At 60.8% G+C, this 12,521-nt stretch carries 9 protein-coding genes; 3 read left to right on the forward strand and 6 right to left on the reverse strand.

The window, feature by feature from the left end; translation table 11 throughout:
* The first annotated feature begins 94 nt into the window (after positions 1 to 94).
* Both ONZ54_RS00805 and ONZ54_RS00810 read left to right on the forward strand, forming a co-directional pair.
* Positions 95 to 715 carry a LysE family translocator gene (locus tag ONZ54_RS00805; RefSeq protein ID WP_271787276.1) on the forward strand — a complete coding sequence of 207 codons (621 nt, stop codon included), beginning with the start codon at positions 95 to 97 and terminating at the stop codon, positions 713 to 715.
* A 388-nt stretch (positions 716 to 1,103) separates the two neighbouring features.
* On the forward strand, positions 1,104 to 2,261 hold the full coding sequence (locus tag ONZ54_RS00810; protein ID WP_271787277.1) for a DUF2920 family protein: 1,158 nt from the start codon (positions 1,104 to 1,106) through the stop codon (positions 2,259 to 2,261).
* 92 nt (positions 2,262 to 2,353) lie between these two features.
* Here ONZ54_RS00810 and ONZ54_RS00815 read toward each other — a convergent pair whose 3' ends face one another.
* Positions 2,354 to 3,388 carry a YeeE/YedE thiosulfate transporter family protein gene (locus ONZ54_RS00815; RefSeq protein ID WP_034523575.1) on the reverse strand — a complete coding sequence of 345 codons (1,035 nt, stop codon included), beginning with the start codon at positions 3,386 to 3,388 and terminating at the stop codon, positions 2,354 to 2,356.
* Between the two features lie 1,336 nt (positions 3,389 to 4,724).
* Here ONZ54_RS00815 and mgtA point away from each other — a divergent pair.
* Entirely contained in the window at positions 4,725 to 7,487 is a 2,763-nt protein-coding gene (gene mgtA / locus ONZ54_RS00820; protein WP_271787278.1) for a magnesium-translocating P-type ATPase, read from the forward strand.
* Between the two features lie 135 nt (positions 7,488 to 7,622).
* On the opposite strand, the gene ONZ54_RS00825 is transcribed toward mgtA, so the two are convergent.
* The 5 genes from ONZ54_RS00825 to ONZ54_RS00845 form a co-directional block, all read right to left on the reverse strand.
* Positions 7,623 to 8,270, reverse strand: coding sequence for a LysE family translocator (locus ONZ54_RS00825; RefSeq protein WP_271787279.1), 648 nt, complete (start codon positions 8,268 to 8,270; stop codon positions 7,623 to 7,625).
* 116 nt (positions 8,271 to 8,386) lie between these two features.
* Positions 8,387 to 9,223: an AraC family transcriptional regulator gene (locus ONZ54_RS00830; RefSeq protein WP_271787280.1), complete on the reverse strand. Its 837-nt coding sequence runs from the start codon at positions 9,221 to 9,223 to the stop codon at positions 8,387 to 8,389.
* Positions 9,224 to 9,291: 68 nt separating this feature from the next.
* Positions 9,292 to 10,194, reverse strand: a complete 903-nt coding sequence (gene rarD, locus ONZ54_RS00835) for an EamA family transporter RarD (protein WP_087756736.1) — start codon at positions 10,192 to 10,194, stop codon at positions 9,292 to 9,294.
* A 125-nt stretch (positions 10,195 to 10,319) separates the two neighbouring features.
* Positions 10,320 to 10,493 carry a hypothetical protein gene (locus tag ONZ54_RS00840; protein WP_165484205.1) on the reverse strand — a complete coding sequence of 58 codons (174 nt, stop codon included), beginning with the start codon at positions 10,491 to 10,493 and terminating at the stop codon, positions 10,320 to 10,322.
* A gap of 125 nt (positions 10,494 to 10,618) precedes the next feature.
* Positions 10,619 to 12,115 carry an aldehyde dehydrogenase gene (locus ONZ54_RS00845; protein WP_271787281.1) on the reverse strand — a complete coding sequence of 499 codons (1,497 nt, stop codon included), beginning with the start codon at positions 12,113 to 12,115 and terminating at the stop codon, positions 10,619 to 10,621.
* Between the last annotated feature and the right edge of the window lie 406 nt (positions 12,116 to 12,521).

A 12,521-nucleotide genomic window follows, 5' to 3' on the forward strand; every position in this document is an offset into this window, starting at 1 on the left:
TCCTGGTTTATAAAGCCGAGCGCCACTATGTCTGGCTGGCGAAGCGACTGTCAATATACTGGGCGGCACCACACCGACCATGGAATGCCCTGTGATGAGTCTCGAATATTACGCCCTCTACCTGCTGCTCGCCGTGGGGACTGTGCTCAGCCCCGGGCCTGCGGTGATCTACACCATAGGCAACACCCTGACCCGGGGGACCCGCCACGCCATCGCCGGTTTTGTCGGAGTGGCTGTGGGGATCCTGCTGGTGGCGACCCTGGCCTCGCTGGCTGTGCTCTGGTTTACCGGCTGGCTGGCCGAGGGACAGCAGATCCTGACCCTGGGGGGCGCCCTCTATCTGCTCTATCTGGGAGTGAACTCCTGGCGTCAGCGCGCGGTCGGCCCGGTCGTCGGGGCTTCGACCGATCGGGATTGCGGCCGCAGTTTCGCCAAGGGTGCGCTAATCAGCCTGCTCAATCCCAAGGCGATCATTTTCTTCACCAGCCTGTTTCCCCAGTTCATCGATTTTCGTCAGGGGGCGCTGGGCCAGTGCATGCTGCTGGCGCTGACCTTCAGCGCCGTTGTGCTGGTGGTACACGGCGGCTACTGTCTGGTGTTTCGCTGGGTGGGCTTGCAGGGGTATGGCGAGCGTTTCGCCAGAGGTATCAACCGGTTGTCGGCCGTGATGTTCACCGGCTTCGCAATCCTGCTGCTGATGAGGGCGCTGGACTGAAGTAAAGGAGAGAGCTGGTGATATGACGCCCGCTCCGCGGTCATCAGGCCGAGACATAAGGAAAGGTATTTCAACGGGATGGCGCACTTGTGCGCCATCCCGTTATTTCATTAGAGCTTGAACAGCGGCCGCAGGCGGATGCCAATACCAGCCTCGCCCCCAGGCTCCCCAGCCAGAATATGCCGACATGGAGTTGATAACGAACGGCTGGGCTAGCCTGGGTTCCCTTCTATCCTCCCAGACGTAGGAACAGTGAAAATCAGATTCCATTGACGCTTGTAATGCAGCATGCTCGGTTCTTTTGGGGGAATTGCATGGCGATAGCCAAGACCCAGTCTGGAATGGTCGAGGCGATGCGGGTTGCATCGCCGTCTATGAGGTAGACATAGTGTCCTATTACGAACACAGCGTGGCTGGTCACCCCGATGCCGAGCTGGGGCTCTGCGGCGAGCGCAAGGTGCGCTACCGGATCCATGGCTCCGATATGGCCAGCGCGGGGATCGTGGTCTATATACCGGGATTTGGCGGTGATTTGGGTGCTTATAGCGAGGTATTTTGCGAGAAGGTGGCCGGACACCACGGCATGGCTGCCATCTGCGTCGACTATTTTTGCATGCGGTCGCGACCGTCAGTAGGAGCAAGTATCTCGTTGCTGCCGGACGAGCGGGCACGAGCCCTCACCTTGCTGGGATTGTCACCAGAGACGGTAGACAGTGACCTGCTGCGGGCGCTGGACTGTTTCCGGCCGCGCGAGTCGCTGCGTTTTCATGGTTTGCTCACGCCCCCCGACGGTGCCTACCAGAACTTCGGTGTGATGGCGGCGCTCGATATCCTCAACGCCATTGAAGATGCCATGTGCCGTTACAATGGCAATCGCGACAACCTGATATTGGTGGGATCCTCCTATGGCGGCTATCTGGCGCAAATGGTCAACAAGTTTCGCCCCGGCTATGCCCGTGCCCTGTTCGACAACTCCTCCTGGGCCGAGCCCAATCTGGCGTATGTGGTAGGGCGGGATATAGGGGCGGTGGAGTACCAGTGTACTTTGCAAGGAGGTGTGGAGCTGGCGTTGTGCGTGTGTTCTCCCTGGCGGATGGTGGCCGGGCACCCTCATGAGTTTGACGTGGATGCCTTCATCATCCGCTCCTTCAGTGCCTCCCAGCTCGATCAGATGGCGGCGCAAGGAGGGGTGGCCACCTTCTGTCTTATGGTGCACGCCATCCATGATCCCATCGCCCCCACCGAGGCAAAACTGGCCATGGCGCGAGCCATGCTGGCGCGGGGCTTCAACGCCGAGTTGGTCCTGTTCGATGAGTCCAGCATTGATGGCAACTTCATTCGCAACATGGATCACGGCATGGGGCTCTCCATGCTGCAATTTTTCGAGCAGGGGCTGGCCCTGCTCGCCGAACGCTCGCCGTACTTTCACGCCACCCGGGCAACCGAGGTAACCTTGCACGCTGGTCACTCTGTCTATCACCTGGACTTTGGTGATCCCTCGGTGCGATTGCATTGCCACCGTATCGAGAGCATGGCGCCGGCCTGACGCCCCATGCCAGGGTTGCCTTGAACGGGGCGTTTGCCAAAACAACAACGGGGGCTTGGCCCCCGTTGTTGTTGATATGGATGGAAAGTAGATCAGAGCTTGAACAGCGGCCGCAGGCGAATGCCGATCAGGCTGCCGGCCAGGGCCATCAGCATCCAGACCCAGCCGTGCAGGCTGCCCGACGCCGTGCCATCGAAGAAGCCACCCAGATTGCAGGCGCTGTACATGGCGCCCATCCCCATCAGCAGGCCGCCCAGGATGGATGCCAGGCTGTTGCCGAGCCGCATCGGGGCGAAGTTGCCGCCACCGCTGATGCAGCGCGCCAGCATGGCCCCCAGGATCCCCAGCCAGAACATGCCGACCATGGGGTTGATAAAGAGCGGCTGGGCCAGTTTCGGGTTCCCCTCGAACAGGCCGAACAGGGAGGCGCCGCGCAGCGCCATGTCATAGACGGCGCCCGTGATGGTCCAGGCAGAGCCGTGCAGGGCGACCACGGAGGAGTTGAGCAGGGCGATGAGGATGCCGCCGGTCAGCACGGTGAAGCGGCCGTCGCGCCAGAACAGGTTGCCACCGCTGAAGAGGGGCTTGAGCTCGCCGGTGCGTTTGAGTTCGCTCTTGCGAAACAGCAGGAAGAGCACGGCGACCAGCGCCAGGTTGAGCAGCATGCCGCTCCAGAGATTGCCGGTCAGATCCTTGGCCAGCACCACATGACTGGAGAAGGTAGCCTCCAGCTCGGGGCGGAACTGGTTGCTGATCAGGGTGCCTATGCCGTAGCAAATCAGCACCAGCCAGAAGCGGGGTTGCCCCTCGCCGCAGCAGTAGAGGGTGCCGGTGGCGCAGACGCCCGCCAGCTGCATGCCGATGCCGAACAGGAAGGCGCCGACGATGAAGGGAATGCCGATGGCCATCACGTTGCCCACCATGGCGTCGCCAAACAGGGCGTGGCTAAAGGAGAGGAAGCAGGTGAACAGCAGAATTTCGATGGCGATGGTGAGCAGGTGAACCCGCACATAGTAGCTGTTGCGCTTGGTCAGCATTTCGCGCCAACCGAAGACGATGCCGAAGCGGCTGAAGGAGAGGGTGAAGCCGAAGCCGAATCCGATCAGGGCCATCAGGGCCCATTTCATACCAAAGGTGTTGCCGAGCCAGAGTAACGCTCCCCCCGCGATTGCCACGATGGGGAGCGACCATTTTCGATTCATCTTGCTGTTTCCTGTGCGTCATGTGTGAGTAGAAGCCGTGCATCCTATTCCCACATTGAGTCCGATTCCAGCGCGGATCCGTGCCTGTGGCGGAAAATGAAAGCAAAACCCCATCCAGATCAATTCCTGGCAAGGGCCCATGGCGAAATGAGTATGAATCTATTTCAGGGGCGGGAAATAATGGTGTGACGAGTGTGAAACTAATTAAATGGAAAAAGATGAATTTAAATTTTGCGCCCTCGAATGCTTTTGGGTAGAATCTCGGCGTGTTATCAACAGATGGAAGGATATTATGGAAAGCGACAGTTGTAGCCGATTGCAAATCGCGATGTGGGCTTGCCAGAGCTGAGGTTGATATCCTTTCTTCCCCCTCACTCTGATTGCTCAGAGTGCAGCATAGAGTGCAGCATCTATATGAGTCACCTTCGACTCTCACAACCGCTTAATCCCGGCCTTCATCAGGGATTGTCGTTGTAAATCTGGATTGTTCCGCTCACCTGCGAGCCATGCCGCCTCGCGACCCTGCAATTGAACGCTTCATCATGCGCCCCGGGTGCTGCCCGTCAGGGCCGCCACAGCGTCGGAACCGTGCATCCGTTCCGTGGCCGGGAAGTGATCGAGCGTAAAATAACAAGATGGACAATACCATATTGAAAACAGATTCGTTTTCGATAGGACAGGTTGCGAAATAAAATAATTGACGTGATTGCTCAATATATTCCGGTAGTGGCAAAGGTTGCACCGTAATATTTCCATGGGGCGCGGTTTTCTCCGTTATCTTCACCCGCCCGGCATCGCTGACATTATTCCCTGCCCGGCATCCAGTTATTTCAAGCTGTCGTTATCCTTATTTCCTTTATGGGTGTATGCCGCTCTGGTGGCGGGATCACCGGACTCGTCCGCCGATAATACAGACCCGCGTGTCATGCTCGCCAACGACAGTGTATCTGGCTGTCAGTGGCCGCACCCGGCCCTCTCTCCACCCCACTCGGAGGATATCGTATGACCGAAGAGCCCAAGCCTCGACCCTCGGGGTCCACGCCTCCCCACGCCTGATCCCCCTGCGGGTAACAGGATGCGGAGTCCTGATCCCTGATAGCCCCCTACCTGCTGGCAAGCTTGCCCGACAGACATACCGTCTGGCGGCAGCCATGCTGCGCCTGCGCCAACCGGGGGCCCATTGCCTGTCTCACATTAGAACTGACGCCTGGCCTGGCCCGCGACAGGGCCTTGCTGCAAGCGAAAATCAGGATAAAGAGTTATGAAGCAAGAACATACCGCCAGCCGGCACAAGCAAAAGGGATTCGTCTCCCCGGGCCGTGCCAATGAGAAGCTCTCCTCACGGGTGCTCGACGAGGCCGACAAGTCCCTCGAATACACCCTCACTGCCGTGCGCGGCAATATCGACGGCCTGACCTCGACCGAGGCGGCCAACCGTCTGGTCCAGTTCGGCCCCAACGAGGTGACCCACGACAAACCGCCCCATCCGCTGATCCAGCTGATGCAGGCGTTCAAGAACCCCTTCGTGATGGTGCTGATCGTGCTCGGGCTGGTCAGCTACGTGATGGACGTGCTGATGGCCGAGCCGGGTGACGAGGATTGGGTCAAGGTGATCATCCTCGGCGTCATGGTCAGCCTGAGCGGCCTGCTCCGCTTCTGGCAGGAGTACCGCTCGGCCAAGGCGGCCGAAACCCTCAAGTCGCTGGTGCGCAACACCGCCACCGTGCTGCGCCGCCCTTCGCCGGGAGCCCCCTCCCTGCGCAAGGAGGTGGCGATGGTCGAGCTGGTGGCCGGTGACATAGTGCACCTGCAGGCGGGGGACATGATCCCGGCCGACATCAAGCTGATCGAATCCCGCGATCTCTTCATCAGCCAGGCGGTGCTGACCGGCGAGGCCCTGCCGGTGGAGAAGTACGACACCCTGGGAGCCGTGGCCGAAAAGTCGGCGGACGGCAGCAGCACGGGGGAGGTGGGTCTGCTCGACCTGCCCAACATCTGCTTTATGGGCACCAACGTGGTGAGCGGCACCGCCAAGGCGGTGGTGGTGGCGACCGGCAGCGACACCTACTTCGGTTCGCTGGCCCGCAACGTGGTGAGCCACAAGCGCATCGAAACCAGCTTCGATCGGGGCGTGAACAGCGTCACCAGGCTGCTGATCCGCTTCATGCTGGTGATGGTGCCCGTGGTCTTTATGCTCAGCGGCGTCAGCAGCGGTGACTGGATGTCGGCGTTGACCTTCGCGCTGGCAGTGGCGGTGGGGCTGACCCCGGAGATGCTGCCCATGATAGTCTCCGCCAACCTGGCGCGGGGCGCCGTGGCCATGGCCAAACGCAAAGTGGTGGTCAAGCGGCTCAACTCGGTGCAGAACTTTGGCGCCATGGACGTGCTCTGCACCGACAAGACAGGCACCCTGACCCAGGACAAGATCATCCTGGAGCACCACTACGACGTGCGCGGCAGCCGGGACGACAGGATCCTGCAGCTGGCCTGGCTCAACAGTCATCACCAGAGCGGCATGAAGAACCTGATGGACATAGCCGTGATCGAGCACGCCGATGTGCTGGGTGACAGCTGCAAGCCGGGCAACTACAGCAAGGTGGATGAGCTGCCGTTCGACTTCGTGCGTCGTCGCCTGTCGGTAATAGTGCAGGACGATCTGGGCCAGCAGCTGATGGTCTCCAAGGGGGCGGTCGAGGAGATGCTCTCCGTCTCCAGCCACATCGACGACGGCAAGCAGATCCGCGAGCTGGATGAGATTGAGCGCCGTGCCCTGCTGCGCCGCAGCGAGGAGTACAACGCCGACGGTTATCGGGTATTGATAGTGGCGACCCGCGATATCCCGGCTGCCGAGTGCAAGCAGAGTTACCGGACCAGTGACGAGGCCGGACTGGTGGTGCGCGGCTTCCTCACTTTCTTCGATCCCCCCAAGGATTCAGCCGCCCCGGCCATCCGTGCGCTGAATGACTACGGCGTGGCGGTCAAGGTGCTGACCGGTGACAACCCCATCATCACCAGCAAGGTGTGTCGCGATGTGGGGCTAAACCCGGGGGTGCCGCTGCTCGGCAAGGACATAGAGGTGATGGACGACGTGGCCCTGTGCGCAGTCGTCAAGCACACCACCATCTTCGCCAAGCTCACTCCGCTGCAGAAGTCGCGGGTGGTAAAGGCGTTGCAGGCCAACGGCAACACGGTCGGTTTCCTCGGTGACGGCATCAACGACGCCCCGGCGCTGCGGGATGCTGACGTGGGGATCTCGGTGGACAGCGGCGCCGACATCGCCAAGGAGACGGCCGACATCATCTTGCTTGAGAAGAGCCTGATGGTGCTGGAAGAGGGGGTGGTCAAGGGACGCGAGACCTTCGGCAACATCCTCAAGTACCTCAACATGACTGCCAGTTCCAACTTCGGCAACGTCTTCTCGGTGCTGGTCGCCTCCGCCTGGCTGCCCTGGGCGCCTATGCTGGCGATGCAGATGCTGATCCAGAACCTGGTGTATGACGTCTCCCAGATGCTGCTGCCCTGGGACAAGATGGATCCCGAGTTCCTCAAGCGCCCGCGCAAGTGGGAAGCCAGCAACATCAAGCGCTTCATGCTGTGGCTCGGCCCGACCTCCTCGGTGTTCGACATCAGCACCTTCTGCCTGATGTGGTTCGTGTTCGGTGCCGGCGCCATGTATGCCACCGCCAACGGCAGCATGGATCCCCTGGTCAATGGTCAGGCCATCATGAACTCGGGCTGGTTCATCGAGGGGCTGGTCTCCCAGACCCTGGTGGTGCACATGCTGCGGACCCGCAAGATCCCCTTCCTGCAGAGCACGGCCACCCTGCCGGTACTGTTGTCGACCTCCATCGCCATCGCCATCGGCTGCTACCTGCCATTCTCGCCGCTGGCGGAGCACTTCGGCTTCATCACCCTGGAGGCGCCCAGGTACTTCATGTGGCTGGTGATCACCATGCTGGCCTACATGGGGCTGACCCAGGCGATCAAGACGATCTACATCAAGCGCCACGGTCAGTGGTTCTGACGGGATAAGCCTGGTCATCGAGCGCCACCGTCAGTGGTGCCCGGTGTGAACCAGATTGCCATGCGGGTCTTTATCCGTGTGAATGAAAGAGGGATGGCTCAGGCCATCCCTCTTTTTCATGGGGGCGGGAGGAGATCAGTGCGGGACCAGGGCATAGGCCTCGCCGGCCATGCCAGTCAGGATGGAGAGGCTGACGGCACCGAACAGCAGACCTGTGACCAGATTGAGCGGGCGCTGGATCCGGCCAAGCAGGCGTTGGGCCCGCGGGGTGGAGAGGCTCCAGGCCAGCACGCCGAACCAGACCAGAGAGAGCAGGAACAGCTCCAGCACCAGCAGGCCGCGCGTCAGGCCGTCCACCTGCGGCGTCACCATGGCCGCCAGCAGTCCCATGAAGAACAGCAGCGCCTTGGGATTGAGCAGATTGGTGGCAAGCCCGTTCCATATCCCCTTGCGCCAACCCTGCTGCTCTCCGCCAGCCTTGAGGGCCAGTGTTGTCGAGCTGTGCCAGGCGGCTTTGAGCGCTCCCCAGCCGAGCCAGCCCAGATAGAGGGCGCCGACCACCTTCACCGCCATGAAGAGCCAGGGATGTTCGGCGATCAGCAGGCTGATGCCGGTCAGGCTGAGGGTGGCGTGCAACAAGATGGCAAGTGCTATGCCGAGCGCCGCCCCCAGTGCCGTGGGCCTGTGCAGGCTGGTACGCAGGATCAGCGCGAAGTCCGGCCCAGGGCTCGCCAGGGCGATCAGGTGGATGAGACCTATGGTCAGAAACAGGCTGGTGAACATGGTAAAACCTCGATGACGGTATGAGGTGACAGCATGGGGGATCAGGGCGGGGAGGCGATTGTAAAAGATTGCAGCTGTTGATGGTTATCGGCCGCGCTGGCCTGTCATGGCCCTGGCTAGCCGGGCTGGCCCGTAAAAGACTGCATCTGCTGACGGTAATCGGCGGGGGTCAGCCCGAAGGCCTGCCGAAAACCGTGGTGGAAGTGGCTCTGATCGAAGAAGCCAACCGCCAGCGCCACCTCGCTCACCGGCAGGCCGCTGCCGAGCAGGCGCTTGCCCTGCTCCAGTCTCAGTCGCTTGAGCCAGGCATAGGGGGTCATGCCAGTCTTTTTCTTGAACTGACGCAGGAAGGCGAAGCGATCCAGCCCGAACAGGGCGGCCAGATCCTCCAGGCTGTGGCGCTCATCCAGTCGGGCCAGCAGATAGTCGCGCAGGTATCTGAGCTGGGGATCCGCCAGGGCGTGGCGCTCCGGCGCTATGCGCAGCAGCTCGCCGAGCAGGCCCAGCAGCTGGCTCTCCGCCAGCAGCTGGCTCTCCGCCAGCAGGCCGTCTGGCTCGTGACCGTCCAGATACATGTGCAGATGGGCGAAGCCCTGATAGAGGTCGGGACGGCTCTGCAAGCCCTTGTCGAAGAAAGGCTCGGGACTGTCCGGCAGCCAGCGCGCCAGCTGCTCGGGGGCAATGGCAAACACCCGTACCTCATACCCTTCCGGCAGCAGACTGAGGCCATCGTGCATCTCGTCCGGGTTGACGGTGGAGAGCTCGCCGCGCACCAGATTGTGGCTGTTGCCCTTGTGGATGAATTTCTGGCCGCCCTGCTGCACCAGACCTATGTGATAGTCCAGGTGAACGTGGCGGCCATAGCTGAACTCCCTGTGATGGGAGTGGGAGAGTTCAACTCCCGGCAGCAGCCGGGATTGCCAGTAGTGGATGCGGGATTGGGGAGCGCTCATCGGCTATTGATAACCTGAAACCTGAATATTGGCTTGTAGATTATTGCAGTGTCGACGCGGCCATGCCGTCAACCCTGACTGGCAGCCCGGCGCCGCTTGCCACTGCGCAGTCCGTCCAGGCTGAACAGCACAAGCGCACTCCAGATGCAGCCGAAGGTGATCAGCTTGTCCGGTGTCAGCGCTTCCCCGTACAAAGTCACCGCCAGTATGAACATCAGGCTGGGGCCTATGTACTGGAAGAAACCCAGGGTGGAGAGCTTGAGACGGGTGGCTGCGGCGGTGAAGCAGAGCAGGGGCGCCGTGGTGACGGCTCCGGCGGCGATCAGCAGCAGGTTGAGGTGCCAGTCGTTCTCTGTCATATGGCTGGTGGGGCTGTCGGCAAATCCCCACAGGTAGATGGCGGCCGGCGGCAGCATGATCATGGTTTCGATCAGCAGGCCGGTGAGGGCATCGAGGGCCAGCTTCTTGCGAATGAGGCCGTAGATGGCAAAGCTCGAGGCCAGTACCAGGGCTATCCAGGGCAGGGAGCCGAAGGCGATGAGCTGGACGGCGACACCGATCACCGCCAGTCCCACGGCCCACCACTGCAGGCGACGCAGCTGTTCGCTCAGGAACAGCATGCCGAGCAGCACGTTGAACAGCGGATTGATGTAGTAGCCGAGGCTCGCATCCAGCATGTGGCCGTTGTTGATGGCCCAGATAAAGAGCAGCCAGTTGCCGCCGACGGTGACCGAAGTAAAGGCCAGGGTCAGTAGCACTTTTGGCTGGCGCAGCACGGCCTGCACCTTGTGCCACTGGCGCCCGAGCAGGGTCAGCACCATCAGCAGAACGCAGGACCAGATCATGCGATGGGTCAGGATTTCGGCGGCTGGTACGGCGGAGAGGGTTTTGAAATAGATGGGGGCGAGACCCCAAAGGGTATAGGCGCACAAGGCATAGATGATGCCCTGACGCTGAGCTTGTTGCTGCATGCGGATAACCTTCACTGGAGAGTCGGACGTTGGAAAACATCGCAAAAAATCAGTGTAGCGATCCTTTTGGAGGGAAAGAAGTGAATAAATGGTGATCGGCGGATTTTAGCGGTACGTTTCTCTGCTCAGCGGCCCCCGCCACGACGGATCTTCTCGACGTCCAGCAGCAACCACAGCATGAGTGCGATGGCGGAGATCCACGGACCCCAGGTCACATAGGCCTCACCCTGCCCCAAGAGGTAGAACAGCAGGGGCAGTCCTATCACCAGAAACAGTACACTTCCCAGAAAAAATAGCATTTTTATCTTTATATTTAAGGGCTTGTCTAGTTGACGATTATATCGATTGAGGCGGGCGATGAAAGGGCAAAAATGAAAAAGGAGGATTTCTCCCCCTATTTCACGAATGAGCGTCATTTCTGATGCTATTCGAGCTGGATCCAGGTGCTTTTCAGCTCGGTGTACTTCTCCAGGGCGTGCAGTGACTTGTCGCGGCCGTTGCCGGATTGCTTGAAGCCGCCAAACGGCATCGTCATGTCGCCGCCATCCCAGTTGTTGACGAAGACGGTGCCGGCACGCAGGGCGCGGGAGCCCTTGATCGCCTTGTTGAGATCCGCCGTCCAGAGCGCTGCGGCCAGGCCGTAGTCGGTGTCGTTGCCCAGCGCTATGGCTTCTTCGAGCGTGTCGAAGCCGGTCACCGCCAGCACAGGGCCGAAGATCTCCTCGCGGAAGATACGCATCTCGGGTGTCACCTCGTCGAAGATGGTGGGCTCGATGTAGAAGCCACCGCTCTCCATATTGGTGCGCTTGCCCCCGAGCAGCAGCTTGGCCCCTTCCTGCTGACCGATATCGATGTAGCGCAGCACCTGCTCCATCTGGATGCCATCGACCATGGCGCCGATGCGGGTGGCGGGATCGAGCGGGTTGGCGGAGATCCACTCGCGGGCATGGGCCAGCAGCCGTTCCATGAACTGCGGCTTGATGCTGTTTTGCACCAGCAGGCGGGAGGCGGCGGTACACACCTCGCCCTGGTTGTAGAAGATGGCGCCGGCGGCACTCTTGGCGGCGGCGTCCAGATCCGGCGCGTCCGCCAGTATGATGTTGGGGCTCTTGCCGCCACACTCCATAAAGGCACGCTTGAGGTTCGACTTGCCGGAGCACTCCACCAGATGTTTGCCGATCTTGGTGGAGCCGGTGAAGGTGATGCAATCCACGTCCATGTGCATGGCCAGCGCCTCGCCCACTGTATGGCCAAAGCCCGGCAACACGTTGAAGACACCGTCAGGAATGCCCGCCTCTTTCGCGATCCCTGCGATGCGCAGGGCGGTGAGAGGGGATTTCTCGGAGGGCTTGAGGATGACGGAGTTGCCGGTGGCCAGCGCCGGGCCCAGCTTCCAGCAGGCCATCACCAGCGGGAAGTTCCAGGGGACTATGGCGGCGACCACGCCGAGGGCCTCTCGGGTCACCAGCGCCAGAGCGGACTCTTCCACCGGCGCGACCTGATCGTAGATCTTGTCGATGGCTTCGGCGTTCCAGGCGATGCAGTTGGCGGCGGCGGGGGCGTCATACCCCATGGCATCCCCGATGGGCTTGCCCATGTCCAGCGACTCAAGCAGTGCCAGCTCCACCTTGTTGAGACGCATCAGGTCGGCGAAGCGCTGCATGATCAGCTTGCGCTGTTTCGGGGCCAGCCCGCTCCAGCGTTTGTCATTGAAGGCGGCGCGGGCGGCCTGCACCGCCAGCTCTGCATCGGCGGCATCGCAGGCGGCGACCTTGGTCAGCAGCTGGCCGTTGGCCGGGTTGATGCAGTCGAAGGTGGCGCCATTGATGGCATCCCGGTAGCTGCCGTCGATGAAGGCTTGTGAGGGCAGGGTCAGATGTGAGGCCTTGTGTTGCCACTGGGCCAGGGTCAGGTCACTCATGTTCACTCCTTGAACCGGCAAAGAATTGGTATCCGTGTATCAATATGCTAAACATACTGCCGCTTGTAAATCCATCCTGTAACATTTTGTTAAACAGTTGAGGCTGTTCCCGTCAGAAACTGGCCGAGATGCTTTGCCTGAGAGCAGCTCGAACATTGTTCAATGATGCTGCCTTGCGACTCTGTGTAGCCGACGTGAGCTGTTCGAGATCAGCCCGAATTCTGTCAAATGGCGGCTTGGAAACTGGCCGGCTTGATTTGCCCGAGATCAGCCCGAACTCTGTCAAATGGGGGCTTGGAAACTGGCCGGCTTGATTTGCCCGAGATCAGCCCGAACCCTGTCAAAGGGCGACTTGGAAACTGGCCGGCGTGACTTGCCCGAGATCAGTCCGAACCCTGTCAAATGG

The organism is Aeromonas salmonicida (assembly GCF_028355655.1).
GTDB classification, from domain to species: Bacteria; Pseudomonadota; Gammaproteobacteria; order Enterobacterales; family Aeromonadaceae; genus Aeromonas; species Aeromonas salmonicida.

Coding starts and splice junctions, on each gene's coding strand:
- ONZ54_RS00830 (WP_271787280.1), bottom strand. CDS start 9,223: ATGAGCGCTCCCCAATCCCGCATCCACTACTGGCAATCCCGGCTGCTG.
- rarD (WP_087756736.1), bottom strand. CDS start 10,194: ATGCAGCAACAAGCTCAGCGTCAGGGCATCATCTATGCCTTGTGCGCC.
- mgtA (WP_271787278.1), top strand. CDS start 4,725: ATGAAGCAAGAACATACCGCCAGCCGGCACAAGCAAAAGGGATTCGTC.
- ONZ54_RS00815 (WP_034523575.1), bottom strand. CDS start 3,388: ATGAAATGGGCCCTGATGGCCCTGATCGGATTCGGCTTCGGCTTCACC.
- ONZ54_RS00840 (WP_165484205.1), bottom strand. CDS start 10,493: ATGCTATTTTTTCTGGGAAGTGTACTGTTTCTGGTGATAGGACTGCCC.
- ONZ54_RS00825 (WP_271787279.1), bottom strand. CDS start 8,270: ATGTTCACCAGCCTGTTTCTGACCATAGGTCTCATCCACCTGATCGCC.
- ONZ54_RS00805 (WP_271787276.1), top strand. CDS start 95: ATGAGTCTCGAATATTACGCCCTCTACCTGCTGCTCGCCGTGGGGACT.
- ONZ54_RS00845 (WP_271787281.1), bottom strand. CDS start 12,115: ATGAGTGACCTGACCCTGGCCCAGTGGCAACACAAGGCCTCACATCTG.